Source organism: Streptomyces sp. NPDC001231, from assembly GCF_042896885.1.
In the GTDB taxonomy this organism is placed as follows: domain Bacteria; phylum Actinomycetota; class Actinomycetes; order Streptomycetales; family Streptomycetaceae; genus Streptomyces.
Map to the genome: position 1 here is coordinate 37771 of NZ_JBIAXS010000002.1, position 20820 is coordinate 58590.

14 protein-coding genes are annotated in these 20820 nt (G+C 71.3%); 8 read left to right on the forward strand and 6 right to left on the reverse strand.

Annotated elements, in window-relative coordinates; translation table 11 throughout:
* Positions 1-96 precede the first annotated feature (96 nt).
* The gene (ileS, locus tag ACFY3J_RS02920) at positions 97-3237 is read right to left on the reverse strand and encodes an isoleucine--tRNA ligase (protein WP_384180244.1); all 3141 of its coding nucleotides are present in this window, start codon (positions 3235-3237) and stop codon (positions 97-99) included.
* Positions 3238-4578: 1341 nt separating this feature from the next.
* Between ileS and ACFY3J_RS02925 the strand changes: the two genes are divergently transcribed.
* The 6 genes from ACFY3J_RS02925 (at position 4579) to ACFY3J_RS02950 (ending at position 10268) form a co-directional block, all read left to right on the forward strand.
* Entirely contained in the window at positions 4579-5574 is a 996-nt protein-coding gene (locus ACFY3J_RS02925; RefSeq protein WP_390840208.1) for a TraR/DksA family transcriptional regulator, read from the forward strand.
* Positions 5575-5635: 61 nt separating this feature from the next.
* A complete protein-coding gene (gene lspA / locus ACFY3J_RS02930; RefSeq protein ID WP_384180246.1) occupies positions 5636-6349 on the forward strand; it encodes a signal peptidase II in 714 nt (237 codons plus the stop codon).
* Positions 6350-6391: 42 nt separating this feature from the next.
* Entirely contained in the window at positions 6392-7336 is a 945-nt protein-coding gene (locus tag ACFY3J_RS02935) for an RluA family pseudouridine synthase (protein ID WP_384180248.1), read from the forward strand.
* On the forward strand, positions 7333-7800 hold the full coding sequence (locus ACFY3J_RS02940) for a GNAT family N-acetyltransferase (protein WP_384180250.1): 468 nt from the start codon (positions 7333-7335) through the stop codon (positions 7798-7800). Before ACFY3J_RS02935 ends, ACFY3J_RS02940 begins: the two co-directional genes overlap by 4 nt.
* Positions 7801-7888: 88 nt before the next feature.
* Positions 7889-9475: a Na+/H+ antiporter gene (locus tag ACFY3J_RS02945; RefSeq protein ID WP_384180252.1), complete on the forward strand. Its 1587-nt coding sequence runs from the start codon at positions 7889-7891 to the stop codon at positions 9473-9475.
* A 52-nt stretch (positions 9476-9527) separates the two neighbouring features.
* Complete coding sequence (locus ACFY3J_RS02950; protein ID WP_384180254.1) at positions 9528-10268, forward strand: SDR family NAD(P)-dependent oxidoreductase; 741 nt, start codon at positions 9528-9530, stop codon at positions 10266-10268.
* 159 nt (positions 10269-10427) lie between these two features.
* On the opposite strand, the gene ACFY3J_RS02955 is transcribed toward ACFY3J_RS02950, so the two are convergent.
* Positions 10428-11519 (reverse strand): mechanosensitive ion channel family protein, encoded by a 1092-nt coding sequence (locus ACFY3J_RS02955; protein WP_384180257.1) that lies wholly within the window; start codon positions 11517-11519, stop codon positions 10428-10430.
* A 148-nt stretch (positions 11520-11667) separates the two neighbouring features.
* Between ACFY3J_RS02955 and ACFY3J_RS02960 the strand changes: the two genes are divergently transcribed.
* On the forward strand, positions 11668-12246 hold the full coding sequence (locus tag ACFY3J_RS02960) for a dienelactone hydrolase family protein (RefSeq protein WP_390840024.1): 579 nt from the start codon (positions 11668-11670) through the stop codon (positions 12244-12246).
* A 16-nt stretch (positions 12247-12262) separates the two neighbouring features.
* Here the strand turns inward: ACFY3J_RS02960 and ACFY3J_RS02965 are convergent, their stop codons facing one another.
* The 4 genes from ACFY3J_RS02965 to ACFY3J_RS02980 all read right to left on the reverse strand — a co-directional run bounded on the left by ACFY3J_RS02965 (position 12263) and on the right by ACFY3J_RS02980 (position 17022).
* Complete coding sequence (locus ACFY3J_RS02965; protein WP_390840025.1) at positions 12263-13924, reverse strand: alkaline phosphatase D family protein; 1662 nt, start codon at positions 13922-13924, stop codon at positions 12263-12265.
* Positions 13925-14032: 108 nt separating this feature from the next.
* The gene (locus ACFY3J_RS02970) at positions 14033-14851 is read right to left on the reverse strand and encodes a thioredoxin domain-containing protein (RefSeq protein WP_390840027.1); all 819 of its coding nucleotides are present in this window, start codon (positions 14849-14851) and stop codon (positions 14033-14035) included.
* 86 nt (positions 14852-14937) lie between these two features.
* The gene (locus ACFY3J_RS02975; RefSeq protein WP_384180266.1) at positions 14938-15636 is read right to left on the reverse strand and encodes a hypothetical protein; all 699 of its coding nucleotides are present in this window, start codon (positions 15634-15636) and stop codon (positions 14938-14940) included.
* A gap of 69 nt (positions 15637-15705) precedes the next feature.
* Positions 15706-17022 carry a DUF2252 domain-containing protein gene (locus ACFY3J_RS02980; protein WP_384180268.1) on the reverse strand — a complete coding sequence of 439 codons (1317 nt, stop codon included), beginning with the start codon at positions 17020-17022 and terminating at the stop codon, positions 15706-15708.
* A gap of 221 nt (positions 17023-17243) precedes the next feature.
* Here ACFY3J_RS02980 and dnaE point away from each other — a divergent pair, with 221 nt between their 5' ends.
* Positions 17244-20783 carry a DNA polymerase III subunit alpha gene (gene dnaE, locus ACFY3J_RS02985; protein ID WP_384180270.1) on the forward strand — a complete coding sequence of 1180 codons (3540 nt, stop codon included), beginning with the start codon at positions 17244-17246 and terminating at the stop codon, positions 20781-20783.
* Positions 20784-20820 lie beyond the last annotated feature (37 nt).

The following is a 20820-nucleotide window of genomic DNA, read 5'->3' on the forward strand; positions in this document are numbered from 1 at the left end:
CCCGTCAAGCCGTGCGGGGAGTCCGCCGGTTCGTGGCCGGGCGGGCTCCCCGCCGGGACGGGGGACGGGCGCCCTCGGGCGTCGTCCCCCGGTGGGTCATGCCTTGCGGAGGCGGAAGACCAGGGACAGGCCCTCGTCGGTGAAGGCGTCGCCGTAGGTGGTGTCCGCCTCGCCCTGGGCGAAGTCCGTCGCCAGGACCTCCTCGGCGATCAGCGACGCGTGCTCGCTCAGGGCGGCGATGGTCGCCGGGTCCGTCGCGGTCCAGCGCAGCGCGATCCGGTCGGCCACGTCGAGGCCGCTGTTCTTGCGGGCCTCCTGGATCAGCCGGATAGCGTCCCGGGCCAGGCCGGCACGGCGCAGTTCCTCCGTGATCTCCAGGTCCAGGGCGACCGTGGCGCCGGAGTCGGACGCCACCGACCAGCCCTCGCGCGGGGTCTCGGTGATGATGACCTCGTCCGGCGCGAGCGTCACCGTCTCGCCGTCGACCTCCACCGACGCCGTGCCCTCGCGCAGCGCCAGCGACAGCGCTGCCGCGTCCGCGCCCGCGATGGCCTTGGCGACGTCCTGCACCCGCTTGCCGAACCGCTTGCCCAGCGCACGGAAGTTGGCCTTGGCGGTGGTGTCCACCAGGGACCCGCCGACCTCGCTCAGCGACGCCAGGGAGGAGACGTTCAGCTCTTCCGTGATCTGCGTGTGCAGCTCCCGGTCCAGGGACTCGAAGCCGACCGCCGCGACCAGCGCCCGGGACAGCGGCTGGCGGGTCTTGACGCCCGACTCCGCGCGCGTGGCACGGCCCAGCTCCACCAGGCGGCGCACCAGCACCATCTGCTTCGACAGCTCCGGGTCGATCGCGGGCAGGTCCGCCTCCGGCCAGGTGGCCAGGTGCACCGACTCCGGGGCGCCCGGGGTCACCGGCACGACCAGGTCCTGCCAGACCCGCTCGGTGATGAACGGGGTGATCGGCGCCATCAGCCTGGTCACCGTCTCCAGCACCTCGTGCAGCGTGCGCAGCGCGGCCTTGTCGCCCTGCCAGAACCGGCGGCGCGAGCGGCGGACGTACCAGTTCGACAGGTCGTCGACGAACGCCGACAGCAGCTTGCCGGCGCGCTGGGTGTCGTACGCCTCCAGGGCCTGAGTGACCTGGTCGGTCAGCGCGTGCAGCTCACTGAGCAGCCAGCGGTCGAGCAGCGGGCGGTCGGCCGGGGCCGGGTCGGCCGCGGTGGGCGCCCAGGCGGACGTACGGGCGTACAGGGCCTGGAACGCGACCGTGTTCCAGTAGGTCAGCAGCGTCTTGCGGACGACCTCCTGGATGGTGCCGTGGCCCACCCGGCGGGCCGCCCACGGCGAGCCGCCGGCAGCCATGAACCAGCGCACCGCGTCCGCGCCGTGCTGGTCCATGAGCGGGATCGGCTGGAGGATGTTGCCCAGGTGCTTGGACATCTTCCGGCCGTCCTCGGCGAGGATGTGACCGAGGCACACGACGTTCTCGTACGACGACTTGTCGAAGACCAGGGTGCCGACCGCCATCAGCGTGTAGAACCAGCCGCGGGTCTGGTCGATCGCCTCCGAGATGAACTGCGCCGGGTACCGGCTCTCGAACAGCTCCTTGTTCTTGTACGGGTAGCCCCACTGCGCGAACGGCATCGAACCCGAGTCGTACCAGGCGTCGATGACCTCGGGCACGCGCGTGGCCGTCTTCTCGCACTGCGGGCACGGGAAGGTGACCTCGTCGATGAACGGGCGGTGCGGGTCGAGCTCCGACTGGTCGGTGCCGGTCAGCCCGGTCAGCTCCGCGCGGGAGCCGACACAGGTGAGGTGGCCGTCCTCGCAGCGCCAGATGGGCAGCGGGGTGCCCCAGTAGCGGTTGCGGGACAGCGCCCAGTCGATGTTGTTGTTCAGCCAGTCGCCGTACCGGCCGTGCTTGACGCTCGAAGGGAACCAGTTCGTCTTCTCGTTCTCCTCGAGCAGCCGGTCCTTGATCGCGGTGGTGCGGATGTACCAGGACGGCTGCGCGTAGTACAGCAGCGCGGTGTGGCAGCGCCAGCAGTGCGGGTAGCTGTGCTCGTACGGCACGTGCTCGAAGAGCAGGCCGCGGTCGCCGAGGTCCTCGGTGAGCTTCTCGTCCGCCTTCTTGAAGAAGACGCCGCCGACCAGCGGGACGTCCTCCTCGAACGTGCCGTCCGGGCGGACGGGGTTGACCACCGGCAGGCCGTAGGACCGGCAGACCCTCAGGTCGTCCTCACCGAAGGCGGGGGACTGGTGGACCAGACCCGTGCCGTCCTCGGTGGTGACGTACTCGGCGTTGACCACGTAGTGCGCCGGCTCCGTGAACTCCACGAGTTCGAAGGGGCGTTGGTACGTCCAGTGCTCCATCTCGGCGCCGGTGAAGGTCTCGCCCGCGGTCTCCCAGCCTTCGCCGAGCGCCTTGCCGACGAGCGGTTCGGCGACGACGAGCTTCTCTTCGCCGTTCGTCGCGACCACATACGTCACGTCGGGGTGCGCGGCGACCGCGGTGTTGGACACCAGCGTCCACGGGGTCGTCGTCCACACCAGGAGCGAGGCCTGGCCGGCGAGCGGACCGGAGGTGAGCGGGAAGCGGACGAAGACGGAGGGGTCGACGACCGTCTCGTAGCCCTGGGCCAGCTCGTGGTCCGACAGGCCCGTGCCGCAGCGCGGGCACCAGGGGGCGACCCGGTGGTCCTGGACCAGCAGGCCCTTGTTGAAGATCTCCTTCAGCGACCACCAGACGGACTCGATGTACTCGGGCTCCATGGTGACGTACGCCTCGTCGAGGTCGACCCAGTAGCCCATGCGGGTCGTCAGCTCGGAGAACGCGTCGGTGTGGCGGAGCACGGACTCGCGGCACTTGTCGTTGAACTCGGCGATGCCGTACGCCTCGATGTCCTTCTTGCCGCTGAAGCCGAGCTCCTTCTCGACCGCCAACTCCACCGGGAGGCCGTGGCAGTCCCAGCCGGCCTTGCGGGCCACGTGGTAGCCGCGCATGGTGCGGAAGCGGGGGAAGACGTCCTTGAAGACGCGTGCCTCGATGTGGTGGGCGCCCGGCATGCCGTTGGCGGTCGGCGGGCCCTCGTAGAACACCCATTCGGGGCGTCCCTCGGACTGCTCCAGGCTCTTGGCGAAGATCTTCTGCTCGCGCCAGAAGTCGAGCACGGCGTGCTCGAGGGCGGTCAGGTCGACCTGCGCGGGCACCTGGCGGTACTGCGGCTGCGTATTCAACGAGCTTCCTCCGGCGGATGTGCTGCCTTCCGTCGGAGGGACGAGAGCCTTTGAGCTGTCCACGCCGTGTGCGGCGCGCTCCCGCGGTACCACCCTCCTTGGCTCACCGGTGCGCCGTTCGCTCCGACGAGCCCCCTCATTGGGGTCGCGATGCCGGTTCTACCGGCCCCTGGCTCCGTGCTGGGGCGTTCTTCCGGCGGCTCCGGGGTGATCTTCACGTCGCGCTCGCCCCCGGGCTCACACCGTCCCCGGGTCGCTCTGGGCTGCTCACGCCGCTACTCGTCCCCATCCACGCTTTTCGCTCCGCCCAGTGTACGGCGCCCCGGCGACCGGGGCCGACCCGATTTCCGCGCCGGGGGGTGACCCGGACGGCGCGGCGGTGCCGTCCGGATCGTAGGACGTGTGGCTGGTCGGATTACGTGGCGGCGAGCTGGGCACAACGCATGCATGCCGGCCGCGCGATCCGCGCGAGGCGGGCGAATCGGGCGGCGTGCCCCGTTGCCGCGGGACTCGAGTCGATTTATCGTCCCAGCACGATTCGCGAGCAAGATCACAATATGTGAAGGGGCCGCGGCCATGGTGGCGAAGAAGACCGCCGAGCAGTCGGCGTCCGGCAGGTCCCGGGGCACCGTCCCCGATTCCGTCGGCGGCGCGGCCAGGAAGACCACCCGAGCGGCGGCCAGGGCATCAGGCACGGTCGCGAAGGAGGCGGTGGCCATGAATGACAGGGTCACGCCGAAGCACACGGCCAAGGCCGGACCGGCGACGGGACGCGGACGCAGGGGCCCGACGACCAGGGCGAACACGGCCAAGCCGGGCCGGTCCCGGCCGGCCGGTACCGGTGCGCCGGGGGAGGAACCGGCTGCCGCGAGGTCGGGCGAGGCGCGGAAGGCCACCGCGTCGGAGGCCGTGGGGGAGAGGCCGGCGGCCCTTCCGGAATCCGCGGAGGCGGCTCCCGCGAAGAGCGCGCGGAAGACGACGGCGAAGAGGACGGCCGCGAAGAAGCCCGGGGCGGGCAAGGCGGCGTCGGAGAAGCGGCCCGCCGCCGAGCAGCCCGCCGCAAAGGGCGCCGCGGCGAAGAAGTCCCCGAGCAGGCGGGCCACGGCGAAGAAGTCCGCCGCCGAAGCCCCGGACGGGGAGGAGAAGGCCGCCGAGGGCCTCGGGACGGCGAAGGCCGCCGGCAGGGGCGCCCGTACCGGTCGGACGGCCGCGAAGAAGGCGTCCGCCGAGCGGCCGGGTGCCGGGGCGGCGGCCGACGGGGAAGCGGGCGCCGAGGAGACGACCGCTGGGCGCGTCGGGGGCGCGCACTCCGGCGCCCGGAGCGTCGCTGCCGTCGAGAAGGTGGATGCCCGGAAGAAGGCGGGTGGGAAGAGTTCTCGCGGGAGGGCGGGCGCGGCCGGTGGGGGCGTGGCTGCCGGGGATGTGGGTGCGCGGGAGCAGTCCGTCCGTGACGGGACGGGGGCCGGCGAGGCTTCGGTGCGGGAGACGGCCGGGGCGGGGACGGGTGGCCGGAGCGCCGCTGCCGCCGAGAAGGCGGGTGGGAAGGGTTCTCGCGGGAGGGCGGGCGCGGCCGGTGGGGGTGTGGCTGCCGGGGAGGTGGACGCGCGGGAGCGGGGCGTCGGGGCGGGTGTCGGCGAGGGCGCGGCGGGGGCGGGTGGACGGCGGAAGGCGGCCAGGAGGGCGACCGCGGGGACGGTCCCCGACCGGGGCGGCGGGGCGGATACGGGGGCGCGGGGGGATGGGGACGGCGCGGGTCGCGTGGCGGCTCCTGGTGTCTCCGGAGCGGGTGGGGGCAGGAAGAGGACGGCCAAGAAGGTGGGCGCGGCGCGGGCCGCGAAGCAGACGGGAGCCACGACGGTGGTTGCGAAGAAGACTCCTGGCACGGCCGCGGCGGCGAAGACCGCCGTGCCCAAGGCGCGCATCGCCGCGGCGGTGGAACCGGGCGACCTCCCGGTCCGCCCGGGCGAGGATCCCTGGACCCCGGAGGAGGTCTCGGAGGCCCGCGCGGAGCTGGAGTCCGAGATGGAGCGGCTGAGCACCGAGATCACCTCGTCCGAGGAGTCCCTCGCGGGCCTGATGCGTGACTCCGGCGACGGCGCGGGCGACGACGAGGCCGACACCGGCAGCAAGAACATCACGCGCGAGCACGAGATGGCGCTGGCCGCCAACGCGCGCGAGATGCTCACCCAGACCGAGCGCGCCCTGCAACGGCTCGACGCGGGCACCTACGGCCTGTGCGAGAACTGCGGCGACCCCATCGGCAAGGCCCGCATGCAGGCCTTCCCGCGCGCCACCCTGTGCGTGGCGTGCAAGCAGAAGCAGGAACGCCGGTACTGAACCGGGTGCGAGGCGTGCCGTAGTCTCGTCCTCAGTCAGGTACCTAGGTCAAGGGACTCACGTGGCAGAGGCGGAGCGCATCATCGGTACGCCGGACACTCCGGACGCGGCGGGAGCGGGGCGGCAGCGCCCCGGAGGGAACGCCGGGCGGGGCGGCCCGTCCGGCGCCGGAGGGGCACACGCCCCGGCCGGCGGGCCCGGCACCGACCACACGGCGGCGGGCGCGGACGGGACGAGCGGGGCGCCGGCCGGCGCGGAGGGACGGGCAACCGCCGCCGAGCGGCCCCGCGGCCGGCGGCGGATCGCCGTGCTGTTCACGGTCGCGGCCATCGCCTACGCCCTCGATCTGGCCAGCAAGATGCTTGTGGTGGCCAAGCTGGAGCACCGCCCGCCGATCCAGCTCATCGGCGACTGGCTGCAACTGGAGGCGATCCGCAACGCGGGCGCCGCCTTCGGCTTCGGCGAGGCCTTCACCGTGATCTTCACGGTCATCGCGGCCGCCGTGATCGTGGTGATCACCCGCCTCGCGCGCAAGCTCTACAGCCTGCCCTGGGCCATCGCGCTCGGCCTGCTGCTCGGCGGTGCGCTGGGCAACCTCACCGACCGGCTCTTCCGCGCGCCGGGCGTCTTCGAGGGCGCGGTCGTCGACTTCATCTCGCCCAAGCACTTCGCCGTGTTCAACCTCGCCGACTCGGCGATCGTGTGCGGCGGCATCCTGATCGTGCTGCTCTCCTTCCGCGGCCTGGACCCGGACGGGACCGTCCACAAGGACTGAGCCCGGGACGGGACCGCCGGACCGGTCCGGCATACTCGACGGGTGAGCACGCTTCCCGAGATCCGTACCCTGCCCGTGCCCGAAGGCCTGGAGGGCGAGCGCGTCGACGCCGCCATCTCCCGGATGTTCGGCTTCTCCCGTACGAAGGCGGCGGAGCTGGCCGCCGCGGGCAAGGTGCTGGTCGACGGCACGGTGGCCGCCAAGTCCGAGCGGGTGCGAGGCGGTGCCTGGCTCGAGGTCGAGATGCCGCAGGCGCCCGCGCCCGTGCAGGTGGTCGCCGAGCCGGTCGAGGGCATGGAGATCGTGCACGACGACGATGACGTGGTCGTGATCGTCAAGCCGGTCGGCGTCGCCGCGCACCCCAGCCCCGGCTGGTCCGGCCCGACCGTGATCGGCGGCCTCGCGGCGGCCGGCTACCGCATCTCCACCTCCGGCGCCGCCGAGCGCCAGGGCATCGTGCACCGCCTCGACGTCGGCACCTCGGGCCTGATGGTGGTCGCCAAGTCCGAGTACGCGTACACGTCGCTCAAGCGCCAGTTCAAGGAGCGCACGGTCGACAAGCGGTACCACACCCTGGTCCAGGGCCACCCCGACCCGACCAGCGGCACCATCGACGCGCCCATCGGCCGGCACCCGAACCACGACTACAAGTGGGCGGTCACCGCCGACGGCAAGCCCTCCGTCACGCACTACGACCTGATCGAGGCGTTCCGCGCCGCCTCCCTGCTCGACGTCAAGCTGGAGACCGGGCGCACCCACCAGATCCGCGTCCACATGGCCGCCCACCGCCACCCCTGCGTCGGCGACCTGACCTACGGCGCCGACCCCACCCTCGCCAAGCGGCTGAGGCTGACCCGCCAGTGGCTGCACGCGGTGCGGCTCGGCTTCGAGCACCCCGGCGACGGCCAGTGGGTGGAGTTCGCCAGCGACTACCCCGAGGACCTTCAGAAGGCCCTGGACCAGGTCCGCGAGGAGACGTACGCATGAGCCTGCCGTACGAGGTGCGTGTCGCCGAGGACCCCGCCGACCGCGAGGCCTGCTTCGCGGTGCGCAAGGAGGTCTTCGTGGTGGAGCAGGGCGTTCCGCAGGACATCGAGTACGACGAGTACGACGCCCTCGCGGTGCACGTGCTCGCGGTCCGCGAGGACGGCGTGCCGCTCGGCACCGGGCGGCTGCTGTACGGCGCGGAGGCCGCCGCGAAGACGGGCGGCGACCCGGCGGTCGGCTCCCTGGGGCGGCTCGCCGTCACCGGGGACACGCGCGGGCTGGGTGTCGGCGCGGCCCTGGTGCGCGCCATCGAGGACGCGGCACGCGCGCGCGGCCTCTCGGCGGTGGACCTGCACGCGCAGAGCCACGCGCTCGGCTTCTACGAGCGACTGGGATACGAGGCGTACGGACCGGAGTTCCCCGACGCGGGCATCCCGCACCGGGCGATGCGGCGCGCCTTGTAGTCCACGGGCGCGAAGCGGCCGGTGAGCGGGGTGGCGTGGCAGGCTTGAAGCCTGTCGTGTGAACGTCCGACGTCCCGGAGCGCTGAGCGTGGATCAGTTGGCCCTGCTGTTCGTCGTGTTGCTGGGGGCCGTGATCAGCGTCCCGGTCGGCGACCGGTTCGGGCTGCCCGCGCCGGTCCTGATGACGTTGCTCGGGATCGTCCTCGCGGTGCTCGGCTTCGTGCCGAACGTCGACATCCCGCCCGCTCTGATCCTGCCCACCCTGCTGCCGCCGCTGCTCTACGCCGCGGTACGGCGTACCTCCTGGCGGCAGTTCACGGCGCACAAACGGCCGATCTTCCTGCTGGCCGTGGCGCTGGTGTTCGTCACCACCTTCTGCGTCGCCCTCGTCTCGCACGCCATCGTGCCGGGGCTGTCCGTCGCCGCGGCCGTGGCCCTGGGCGCGCTGGTCGCGCCGCCCGACCCGGTCGCGGCGACCGCGGTGGCCGGGCAGCTCGGGCTGCCGCGCCGCCTGGTGTCGATCCTGGAGGGCGAGGGGCTGTTCAACGACGTCACCGCCATCGTCCTCTACCACGTGGCGATCGCCGCCGCCGTCAGCGGGGAGTTCTCGGCCTGGCGGGCCGGGCTGGACCTGGTGCTGTCCGCGGTGGTGGCGGTGGCCGTGGGCATGGCGCTCGGCTGGGGCACGAACAAGGTGCTGGACCTGCTGGGGGACCCGACCCTGCAGATCGGGCTGACGCTGCTCGTGCCGTACGCCTCCTACGTGCTGGCCGAGGAGCTCCACGGCTCCGGCGTCCTCGCCGTGCTCACCACCGCGCTGTTCCTCGCCGAGTACGCCTCCGACGCCGACGACGTGCTGACCCGGCTGGCCGGGCACACCGTCTGGGACGTCGTGGACACGCTCGTCACCGGGGTCGCGTTCGGGCTGATCGGCCTCGAACTGCACAACGCGCTGCGCACCGCCTCGGGCCGGTGGGGCGAGTTGCTGGGCTGGGCGGGCGCGGTCGTGGCCGTGGTGGTGCTCGTACGGCTGGTGTGGCTGCTGCCGGCCTCCTGGCTCACCAGACGGCTGCACGCGCTGCGGGACTACGAGGAGGACATCCCCATGACCTGGCGGGAGAGCGTCGTCATGTGGTGGTCCGGAATGCGCGGTGTCGCCTCGGTGGCGCTCGCCCTGGCCATTCCGCTGAAGACGGACAGCGGCGCGCCCTTCCCCGACCGGGACGAGATCGTGTTCATCGCCTTCGGGGTGATCATGGCGACGCTCGTGCTCCAGGGGCTCACACTGCCGTGGCTGGTCAAACGGCTGGGGGTGCGGGCGGACACCGAACGGGAGAAGGCGTTCGAGGAGGAGCTGGCGGCGCGGGCGGCGCGGGCGGCCAGGCGACGGCTGCGGGAGATCGAGGCGGTCGAGGAACTTCCGGAGGAGCTGTCCGAGCAGATGCTGCGGCGGGCCTTCGACATCGGGCTGCGGATCAGCCCGCAGTGGGGGGAGGAGGAGCGCCGGGAGGGCCACGACAAGCGCGTACGGCGGCAGAAGCGGTTGCGGCGGATCCAGAGCGAGATGCTCAGCGCGGCGCGGCACGAGGTGCTGGCGGCGCGCCGGGAGCCGGGGGCCGACCCGGAGATCGTGGACCGGGTACTGCGCCACCTGGATGTACGCAGTCTGCGGTGAGCCCCGCTCGGCGTACGGGACCGGCCGGTGTCGTCTCGGTACGCTCGCGACCATGAGTCGCAACGTCGTCATCAGCGGGGGCGGAACGGGGATCGGACTCGCCGCGGCGCGGACCTTCGCGGCCGACGGGGACCGGGTGCTGCTGCTCGGGCGGCGGGGCGAGGTGCTGCACCGGGCCGGCGTGCCGGGCGCGCTGACCTTCGCCGCGGACGTGGGTGACGTGGCCGGGGTGCGGTCGGTCGCCCGGTTCGTGGCCGACGAGCTCGGGGCGGTGGACGTGCTGATCCACAGCGCCGGGGGGTCGGGGCGGCTGGAGCCCCGGGTGGAGCGGGAGGATCCGCTCGACCTCGTCGCCGACAACTGGTTGGTCAACTTCCGGATCAACACCCTGACCGCCGTGCTGCTCACGGAGGCACTCAAGGAGCGGCTCGCCGAACCGGGCGGCCGGGTGCTGTTCCTCAGCTCCATCGCCGCCTACCGCGGTTCGGGCAGCGGCGCCTACGCCGCCTCCAAGGCCGCCCTGCACCCCTACGCCCACGACCTGGCCCGCCAGTTGGGCCCGCGCGGGATCACGGTGAACCTGGTCGCGCCCGGGTACGTCGAGGACACCGACTTCTTCGGCGACGCGATGGACGACGCCCGCCGCGAACGGCTCATCGCCGAGACCTCCACCGGCCGCCCCGGCACCCCGGGCGACATCGCGGCCACCCTCCACTGGCTCGCCTCCCCGTCCGCCGCGCACATCACCTCCCAGATCATCCAGGTGAACGGCGGCGCAGAACGCGGCCACTGAGCCCGCAACGCGGCCACGGCCACCGAACACGCGCCGCTGGGCGGCCGACGATCACCGCGGGCGGTACGCGGCGACCGGCCCGCCGACGGCGGGCCCGACCCCGATGCAGCGCGCCCGCCGGTCAGGAGAGCGCGGGGCTCGGGCGCCGGCGGTGGGTGGTCAGCCGGAGGCGGTCCGGGAGTTGTCGAAGGCGGGGTGGGCCGTGCCGTCGTGGGGTGGGGTGGCGTTGGCTGTGGTGACGCGGGGAAGGGCGTAGGGGTGGTGTTCGGAGAGCCAGCGGAGCATCTGCTCGCGGACCACGACCCGTACCGTCCAGATGTCGTCGGCGTCCTTCGCCGTCACCAGCGCCCGTACCTGCATCGTGGTCGGCGTCGTGTCCGTGACCACCAGGTTGTAGGCGCGGCCGTCCCAGGCCGGGCACTCGCGCAGGATGTCGCGCAGCTTCTCGCGCATCGCGTCCATCGGCGCCCGGTGGTCAAGGTGGAAGAAGACGGTGCCGGTCATCTGCGGGGTGCCGCGCGACCAGTTCTCGAACGGGTTGGACGTGAAGTACGACACCGGCATGGTGATCCGGCGCTCGTCCCAGGTCCGTACCGTCAGGAAGGTCAGCGTGATCTCCTCGACCGTGCCCCACTCGCCGTTGACGACCACGGTGTCGCCGATCCGCACCATGTCGCCGAAGGCGATCTGCAGCCCCGCGAACATGTTGCTCAGCGTGGACTGCGCGGCGACACCGGCGACGATGCCGAGGAGGCCGGCCGAGGCCAGCAGCGAGGCACCGGCCGCGCGCATCGCCGGGAAGGTCAGCAGCATCGAGGCCGCCGCCACCACGATGACCACCGCCGTGACCACGCGCATGATCAGCTCGACCTGGGTGCGCACCCGCCGCACCCGGGCCGGATCCCGGTGTGCCCGGGCGTTGGCGTAGCGCGTGTACGTGGTCTCGACGATGGCCCCCGCGATCCGGATCACCAGCCAGGCCGCCGACCCGATCAGCACCAGGGTCAGCGTCCGGCCGACGCCGACCCGGTGCTGCTCCAGCAACTGGGCCTGGTCGTAGGAGCCGCGCAGCAGGGCGGCGCACAGTACGAGCTGGTAGGGGACGCGGGCACGGCGCAGCAGGCCCCACAACGGTTTGTCGCGGTGCCGTTCGTCGGCCTTGCGCAGCAGCAGGTCGGTGGCCCAGCCGATGACCAGTGTGAGGACGACCGAGCCGCCGACGACGATCAGAGGGCGGAGTACGTTCTCCATGCCTGCGAACCTAACCCGCGACGCGCGGTGTGAACATGTGTGGATGTGAAGATCGCGGGTAGGGCGGGGCGGTGTGACGAGGCTCTCTTCGGGCTGACGCGCACCGCGGTGGGCCGGCGCCGTCGTACCCGGCTGGCACCATGGGCCCATGAACATCGTGCTCTTCCACTCGACCTACGGCCTCAGACCCGCGGTGCGCCAGGCCGCGGACCGGCTGCGTGCCGCCGGGCACGAGGTGTGGACGCCGGATCTCTTCGAGGGCCGTACGTTCGACACCGTCGAGGAGGGCAGGGCCTGCCAGGAATCGATCGGCAAGGACGAGCTGCTCAAGCGGGCCGTGCTGGCCGTGGCGCCCTACTCGGAGCGGGGCCTGGTCTACGCCGGGTTCTCGTTCGGGGCCGCCACCGCGCAGACGCTCGCCCTCGGCGACGAGAAGGCCCGCGGACTGCTCCTGCTGCACGGCACCTCGGACATCGCGCCGAACGCGAGCGCCGAGGGCCTGCCCGTCCAGCTGCACGTGGCCGAACCCGACCCGTTCGAGCCGGACGACTGGCTGAGCGCCTGGTACCTCCGGATGGGCCGGACCGGCGCCGACGTGGAGGTCTACCGCTACGCCGGGGCCGGCCACCTCTACACCGACCCCGACCTGCCGGACTACGACGAGGAGGCCGCCGAGGCCACCTGGCGGGTGGCGCTCGGCTTCCTCGCGGAGCTCGAAACCGACTAGGGCCGCCGGCCAGGGCTCAGACCGGGTCGTAGGTGCGCTCGATCCTCTGCGTGCCGCTGCGTGTGCGGTACGAACGGGTCCAGGCCGAGGTCGCGTTCGGGCTGGTGCGGTCGGACAGCACGTAGTAGTCCATCTGCGCGCGGTCGGCGGTCAGGTCCAGCACGCCGTAGCCGTGGCGGTCGGTGTCGACCCAGTGGACGTGCCGGTTGGCGGCGCGGATCACCGGTGCGGCGATCGCCGAGACCGTGCCCTCGGGAACCTTGACGAAGTCGTCCAGGTTGTCGGAGGTCACCGAGGTGACCACGAACTCCGTGGCGGCGGACGCCGACAGCGGGTACGTGCCGGCGTCCACCGGGACGTCGTTGGCCCACGCCATGTGGATGTCGCCGGTCAGGAAGACGGTGTTGCGGATGGCGTTCGCGCGCAGATGAGCCAGCAGTTCGCGGCGGTCGTCGGTGTAGCCGTCCCACTGGTCGGTGTTGATGGCCAGGCCCTCCCGCGGCAGCCCGAGCAGCTCGGCGAGCGGCCTCAGCAGGTCCGCGGAGAGCGAGCCGATGGCGAACGGCGCGATCATCACCGAGTTGCCGACCAGTCGCCAGGTGGTGTTCGACGTCTTCAACCCGGCCTTGAGCCAGTCGAGTTGAGCGCGGCCGGTGATCGTGCGGTCCGGATCATCGACCGAGCCGCTGCCCGTGGCGGCCTGCTGCGAGCGGAAGGAACGCAGATCCAGCAGGGACAGATCGGCCAGCTTGCCGAAGCGCAGCCGCCGGTAGGTGGTGCCCTCGACCGCCGTGCGCACCGGCATCCACTCGAAGTAGGCCTGCCGGGCGGCCGCCGCGCGGGCGGTCCAGGTCCCCTCGGCGCCCTCGGTGTGGTTGACCGCGCCGCCCGACCAGGCGTTGTCCGCGAACTCGTGGTCGTCCCAGATGGCGATGACCGGCGCGCTGTGGTGCAGCGCCCGCAGATCGGGGTCGGTCTTGTACGTCGCGTGCCGGGTGCGGTAGTCGGCGAGGTCGAGGATCTCGTGCGCGGGGACGTGCGGACGCACCACCTTGCCGCGGGCCGTGAACTCCCCCGACTCGTACTCGTAGATGTAGTCGCCCAGGTGCAGCCAGGCGTCGAGGTCGCCGCGGGCCGCGAGGTGGCGGTAGGCCGCGAAGTGGCCGGCCTCCCAGTTGGCGCAGGAGACCACGCCGAAGCGCAGGTTGGCGACGGCGGCGTCGGCGGCGGGCGCGGTGCGGGTGCGGGCGATGGGGGAGTCGGTGCCCCCGGCCGAGAAGCGGAACCAGTAGTCGGTGGCCGGGCGCAGTCCCCGGACGTCGGCCTTGACGGTGTGGTCGGAGGCGGCCGTCGCGGTGGTCGAGCCCTCGGCGACGACGTCGGTGAACCCCCTGTCCCCGGCCACCGCCCAGCGCACCTCGGTGTCCGGGCCCAGCCCGGAGCCGGGTGCCGCCTCGGGGGTGGGGGTCACGCGGGTCCACAGCAGGATGCCATCCGGCAGGGGATCGCCGGAGGCGACGCCGTGCAGGAAGGCGGGCGCACCGGTGGTGGCGCGTGCGGGCAGCGCGGCGGCGAGCGGGCCCGCCAGCACGGCGCTCGCCGCCGCGGCCTTGACGAACGTACGGCGGCGCGCGACGGGTGAGTCGGCGCTCTCGAGGTGGCTCTGTCGACTGGTCACGGGCGATCAGATTACTGACCGGTAAGTGCGAAGAGCGGGCGAACCGGAAAAGGTTCGCCCGCTCTTCGCGCGGGATTCACGGCGGCGGCGGTGCCGCCCGCCCGGGGATCAGCCCTTGAGGGCCGCGTCCATCGCCGCGTTGAACTCGTCCGCCGTCATCGGCGGGTTCTGGGTGCCGGGGGTGGTCACCTTCTTGCCGTCCATGACCAGGCTCGGGGTGCCGTCCACACCGTCCTTGTTGTTGTCGAAGGTCTTCGACATGGCGACCGCCCAGGCGTCGTACTTGCCGCTCTTGACGTCGTCGCGGAACGACGCGTTGTTCTTCAGGGCCGGCACGGTGTCCGCCACCTTGATGAGGTAGTCGTCGCTCTTGAACTTGTCGTCGGTCTCCTCCGGGTGCCACTTCTTCGAGTACAGCGCGGCCTTGTACTCGAGGAACGCCTCGGGGCTGACGTTGAGCGCGGCGCCCATGGCGCTCATCGAGTTCTTGGAGCCCTCGCCGTTGTCGTGGTTGTCGATGAAGGTGCCGCCGATGTACTGGAGCTTGAACTTGCCGTCGTCGACGTCCTTCTTGACGGTCGCGCCGACCGCTTCCTCGAACTGGCCGCAGATCGGGCAGCGCGGGTCCTCGTAGATCTTGAGGGTCTTCTGGGCCGAGCTCTTGCCGATGACCACGGTCGTGCCGTCGGTGCCGGTGGTGTTGGCCGGGGCGACGACCTTCTCGTCCTTCACGGCCTCCCAGTGGCTGGGCTTGTTGGCCTGGACGACGGCGTAGCCGATGCCGCCGGCCGCCGCCAGCACGGCCACGACCGCGCAGGCCACGGTTATCTGCCGCTTGACCTTGGCCCGCTTGGCCTCGCGCTCGCGCTCGGCGCGCAGCCGCTCCCGGGCCGCCGTCTTCGCCGACTGGCTGTTCCGCTTGCTCATGGTGGTGTTCTCCTGTGGGACGCGCAGCTTCGTGCGCGGGACTACGAATGGGGACTGGTCGTGCTCGGGGCGCCCGGGGTCGTCGCTCAGACGAGCGCGAGGGCGTCCGGGCACGGAGGTCCGCGCCGTCCCAGGGAGTGCACGAGGATGCGGGCGCGCAGCGCGGCGATCCGCGGCGCGGGACGCGCCGGCCGGCCCACCGAGCGGGTGTGGCGCACCCTGACCGCCGCCACCGCGAGCAGCAGCGGCCGGAAGGTCGTGGCGGCCACCGCGCACAGCAGCTGGGCGAGCGCCCGCTCGCCGCGGCGCAGCCAGCCGGCCGCGACCAGTCCGACGCCGACGTGCGCGGCCAGCAGCAGCCAGGCCGTGGCCGGGTCGGCGTGCGCGAGCAGTGCGGTCAGCCGGCCGGTGTCGGTGCCGGTCATCTGGGCCAGCGGGGTGCCGACGTCGGTCTGCCCGCCGCACAGCACGTCGAAGCCGACCGAGCGCAGGGGACCGGCGACCGGGCCGCCCGCGGGGCCGTAGCAGAGGTGCTGGCCGGTGGTGAAGACGGTGTCGGCCGCCAGCTCCAACGGGACCAGCAGGGCGGCGATCCGCCCGAAGCCGCGCTCGCGGCCGGCCAGGGCGTAGGAGAGCAGGAAAACGGCGACCGCGACCGCCGCCACCGTGTTCAGCGGCAGCGGGACCCGTGACAGCAGCACGTGCGACGCGGTGCTGAGCGTCACGACCACGGCCGTGAACAGCGCCGCGCGCACGGCTCTGAGTCTGGTCCCGGATATGTCCATAGCGAGACAAGAGTCTGTCATGCGGGCCGGTAAGGGACTCCTAAAGGGTTCCTGTGTGCGGCCCATCCGTCACAGACCCGGAATCCCTCCGTTGCGCAGCAGGTCCACGAAGATGCGGTGGTCGGCACGCGCGCGTGCGCCGTAGGCGTGCGCGAAGTCGACGAGCAGCGGTGCGAAGCCCTCCTCGTCGCCCGCGATCGCCGCGTCGATGGCCCGCTCGGTGGAGAACGGCACCAGCGACTCGCCCGAGGTGTCGTCCGCCGCCGCGTGCATGGCGGCGGTGGCCCGGCCCAGGTCGGCGACCACCTGCTCGATCTCCTCCGGGTCGTCGACGTGGTCCCAGTCCAGGTCCACGGCGTACGGCGAGACCTCGGTGACCAGCCGGCCCGCGCCGTCCAGCTCGGTCCAGCCCAGCCACGGGTCGGTGTGCGCCTGGAGGGCACGCCGGCAGACCACCGAGCGGTGGCCCTCGTGCTGGAAGTGGTCGTGGATCGCCTGGTCCGTGATGTGCCGGGCGGCCGCCGCGGTCCGGGCCCGCTGGATGGAGATCACCACGTCGTGCTCCAGGGCGTCGCTGTGGCCCTCCAGGAGGATGTCGTACGACAGACCGGCCGGGCCGATCCCGTGGCGGCCGACGACGTCCTTGACGCGGTAGGACTCCGGGCGGGCCAGCGACGCGTCCGGCAGGGTCTCCAGATAGCCATCGAACGCCGCGAGGACCTTGTAGCGGGTGGCGGCGTCCAGCTCGACCGCGCCGCCGCCGGACGCGAAGCGGCGCTCGAAATCACGGATCTCGGTCATCGACTCCAGCAGCCCGGCACGGGTCAGCGAACGGGCGTCACGCAGCGTGTCCAGGAGGGGGCCGTCGGCGGTGTCCAGCGTGAAGGGCGGCACCTCGTCGCTCTTGGCACCGGTGGCCAGGGCGTGGATCCGGTCGCGGTAGGCGGTCGCGTAGAGCGTCACCAGCTCGGTGATCCGGTCGTCACTGAGCGCCTTGGCGTACCCGACGAGGGCGAGGGAGGCGGCGAACCGCTTGAGGTCCCAGGTGAAGGGGCCCACGTAGGCCTCGTCGAAACCGGTGGCGCTGAAGACCAGCCGGCCGTCGGCGTCCATGTAGGTGCCGAAGCTCTCCGTGTGCAGGTCGCCGTGGATCCACACGCGCGAGGTGCGGTCGTCGAGGTAGGGTCCGCCGCGCCGGTCGGCGCCCTGGTCGTGGTGGAAGAGGCAGGCCGTGCCCCGGTGGAACGCGAGGGCCGAGGCCGCCATCCTCCGCAGCCTCGTGCCGAACGCGGCCGGATCGTCGGCCAGGAGCTCGCCGAAGGCGGTGTCGAGGACGGCGATGATCTCCTTGCCGCGCTGCTCGTCGCTGAGCTGGGGGACCGACATCGCGGAGTGCCTCCTGGTGCAGGTGGTGCATGACGTGTGGAGTGGGTCCGGCTTGGGCGTTCCACCACACCAACGTCCGGCGGTGCGGCGGAGTGCCCGCGCTGTCCCGCCTGAAGGTACGGCGCAAACGCGGCCGCGTGTCAGTGCCGGGGCATAGACTTCGACGCTGTCCCCCGGACTGTCCGCAGCACGTCGTCTATGTTGTCCATGGAGGCCGAACCGTGTCGAAGCCGCCGTTCACGCACCTGCACGTCCACACCCAGTACTCGCTGCTGGACGGTGCCGCGCGGCTGAAGGACATGTTCAACGCCTGCAACGAGATGGGCATGACGCACATCGCCATGTCCGACCACGGAAACCTCCACGGGGCGTACGACTTCTTCCACTCCGCGAAGAAGGCCGGAGTCACCCCGATCATCGGGATCGAGGCGTATGTCGCCCCTGAGTCCCGGCGCAACAAGCGCAAGATCCTATGGGGTCAGCCGCACCAGAAGCGGGACGACATCTCCGGTTCCGGCGGTTACACCCACAAGACGATGTGGGCCGTGAACAGGACCGGCCTGCACAACCTCTTCCGCCTCTCCTCGGACGCCTACGCCGAGGGATGGCTCCAGAAGTGGCCCCGGATGGACAAGGAGACGATCGCCCAGTGGTCCGAGGGCATCGTCGCCTCCACCGGCTGCCCCTCCGGCGAGGTCCAGACGCGGCTGCGCCTCGGCCACTTCGACGAGGCCCTGAAGGCCGCCGCCGACTACCAGGACATCTTCGGCAAGGACCGCTACTTCCTGGAGCTGATGGACCACGGCATCGACATCGAGCGCAAGGTCCGCGACGGCCTGCTGGAGATCGGCAAGAAGCTCGGCATCCCGCCCCTGGTCACCAACGACTCGCACTACACCTACGCGCACGAGGCCGGCGCCCACGACGCCCTGCTGTGCATCCAGACCGGCAAGAACCTCTCCGACCCCGACCGCTTCAAGTTCGACGGCACCGGCTACTACCTGAAGTCCACCGAGGAGATGTACGCCATCGACTCCTCGGACGCCTGGCAGGAGGGCTGCGCCAACACCCTCCTGGTCGCCGAGATGGTCGACACCACCGGCATGTTCGAGAAGCGCGACCTCATGCCCAAGTTCGACATCCCCGAGGGCTACACCGAGGTCACCTGGTTCAAGGAGGAGGTCCGCCGCGGCATGGAGCGCCGCTTCCCCGGCGGCATCCCCGAGGACCGCCAGAAGCAGGTCGAGTACGAGATGGACGTCATCATCCAGATGGGGTTCCCGGGCTACTTCCTCGTGGTCGCCGACTTCATCATGTGGGCCAAGAACAACGGCATCGCGGTCGGCCCCGGCCGTGGCTCCGCGGCCGGCTCGATCGTCGCCTACGCGCTCGGCATCACCGACCTCGACCCGATCCCGCACGGCCTGATCTTCGAGCGGTTCCTCAACCCCGAGCGCATCTCCATGCCCGACGTCGACATCGACTTCGACGAGCGCAGGCGCGTCGAGGTGATCAGGTACGTGACGGAGAAGTACGGCGCCGACAAGGTCGCCATGATCGGCACCTACGGCACCATCAAGGCCAAGAACGCGATCAAGGACTCCGCGCGCGTGCTGGGCTACCCGTACGCGATGGGCGACCGCATCACCAAGGCCATGCCCGCCGACGTCCTCGGCAAGGGCATCCCGCTGTCCGGCATCACCGACCCCGAGCACCCCCGCTACTCGGAGGCGGGCGAGGTCCGCGGGATGTACGAGAACGAGCCCGACGTGAAGAAGGTCATCGACACCGCACGCGGTGTGGAGGGCCTGGTGCGGCAGATGGGCGTGCACGCGGCCGGCGTGATCATGTCCAGCGAGACCATCACCGAGCACGTCCCGGTCTGGGTCAGGCACACCGACGGCGTGACCATCACGCAGTGGGACTACCCGAGCTGCGAGTCGCTCGGCCTGCTGAAGATGGACTTCCTCGGCCTGCGCAACCTGACGATCATGGACGACGCCGTGAAGATGGTGAAGTCCAACAAGGGGATCGACATCGATCTCCTGGGCCTGGAGCTGGACGACCCCAAGACCTTCGAACTGCTCCAGCGCGGCGACACCCTCGGCGTCTTCCAGTTCGACGGCGGCCCCATGCGCTCCCTGCTGCGCCTGATGAAGCCGGACAACTTCGAGGACATCTCCGCCGTCTCGGCCCTGTACCGGCCGGGTCCGATGGGCATGAACTCCCACACCAACTACGCCCTGCGCAAGAACGGCCAGCAGGAGATCACGCCCATCCACCCGGAGCTGGAGGAGCCGCTCAAGGAGGTCCTGGACGTCACCTACGGCCTGATCGTCTACCAGGAGCAGGTGCAGAAGGCCGCCCAGATCGTCGCCGGCTACTCGCTCGGCGAGGCCGACGTGCTGCGGCGTGTGATGGGCAAGAAGAAGCCCGAGGAACTGGCGAAGAACTTCACCATCTTCCAGGAGGGCGCCCGCAAGAAGGGCTTCAGCGACGAGGCCATCCAGGCCCTGTGGGACGTGCTGGTCCCCTTCGCCGGCTACGCGTTCAACAAGGCCCACTCGGCCGCGTACGGCCTGGTGTCGTACTGGACCGCCTATCTGAAGGCCAACCACCCCGCCGAGTACATGGCCGGCCTGCTGACCTCCGTGAAGGACGACAAGGACAAGTCGGCGGTCTACCTCAACGAGTGCCGCCGCATGGGCATCCGGGTGCTCCCGCCCAACGTCAACGAGTCCCAGTCGAACTTCGCCGCGCAGGGCGACGACGTGATCCTCTTCGGCCTGTCCGCCGTGCGCAACGTCGGCACCAACGTGGTCGAGTCCATCATCAAGTCGCGCAAGGCCAAGGGGAAGTACGCCTCGTTCCCCGACTACCTCGACAAGGTCGAGGCGGTGGTGTGCAACAAGCGCACCACGGAGTCGCTCATCAAGGCGGGCGCCTTCGACGAGATGGGGCACACCCGCAAGGGCCTCACCGCGCAGTACGAGCCGATGATCGACAACGTGGTCGCGGTCAAGCGCAAGGAGGCCGAGGGCCAGTTCGACCTCTTCGGCGGGATGGGCGAGGAGACCAGCGGCGAGCCCGGCTTCGGGCTGGACGTGGAGTTCTCCGCCGAGGAGTGGGACAAGACGTACCTGCTCGCCCAGGAGCGGGAGATGCTCGGTCTCTACGTCTCCGACCACCCGCTGTTCGGTCTGGAGCACGTGCTCGCGGACAAGGCCGACGCGGGCATCTCCCAGCTGACCGGTGGCGAGCACGCCGACGGCGCGGTCGTCACCATCGGCGGCATCATCTCCGGCCTCCAGCGCAAGATGACCAAGCAGGGCAACGCCTGGGCGATCGCCACCGTCGAGGACCTGGCGGGCTCCATCGAGTGCATGTTCTTCCCGGCGACCTACCAGCTGGTGTCGACCCAACTCGTCGAGGACGCCGTGGTGTTCGTCAAGGGCCGCCTCGACAAGCGGGAGGACGTGCCGCGCCTGGTGGCGATGGAGCTGATGATCCCCGACCTGTCGAACGCGGGGAGCAACGCACCGGTGATCCTCACCATCCCGGCACTGAAGGTGACCCCGCCCATGGTGAGCCGCCTCGGTGAGATCCTCAGTCACCACAAGGGCGACAGCGAGGTCCGCATCAAGCTCCAGGGGCCGAGCAGGACGACGGTGCTGCGTCTGGACCGGCACCGGGTCAAGCCGGATCCGGCGTTGTTCGGCGATCTGAAGGTCCTGCTCGGCCCGTCCTGCCTGGCCGGCTGACGTGAACGAGGGGCGTACCCGTGCGCATCGGGTACGC

Excerpts from the sequence above, each read along its gene's own strand:
- ACFY3J_RS02955 (WP_384180257.1), bottom strand. The coding sequence starts at position 11,519 with ATGGAGAACGTACTCCGCCCTCTGATCGTCGTCGGCGGCTCGGTCGTC.
- ACFY3J_RS02975 (WP_384180266.1), bottom strand. The coding sequence starts at position 15,636 with ATGGACATATCCGGGACCAGACTCAGAGCCGTGCGCGCGGCGCTGTTC.
- ACFY3J_RS02960 (WP_390840024.1), top strand. The coding sequence starts at position 11,668 with ATGAACATCGTGCTCTTCCACTCGACCTACGGCCTCAGACCCGCGGTG.
- ACFY3J_RS02950 (WP_384180254.1), top strand. The coding sequence starts at position 9,528 with ATGAGTCGCAACGTCGTCATCAGCGGGGGCGGAACGGGGATCGGACTC.
- ACFY3J_RS02980 (WP_384180268.1), bottom strand. The coding sequence starts at position 17,022 with ATGTCGGTCCCCCAGCTCAGCGACGAGCAGCGCGGCAAGGAGATCATC.
- ACFY3J_RS02940 (WP_384180250.1), top strand. The coding sequence starts at position 7,333 with ATGAGCCTGCCGTACGAGGTGCGTGTCGCCGAGGACCCCGCCGACCGC.
- ACFY3J_RS02970 (WP_390840027.1), bottom strand. The coding sequence starts at position 14,851 with ATGAGCAAGCGGAACAGCCAGTCGGCGAAGACGGCGGCCCGGGAGCGG.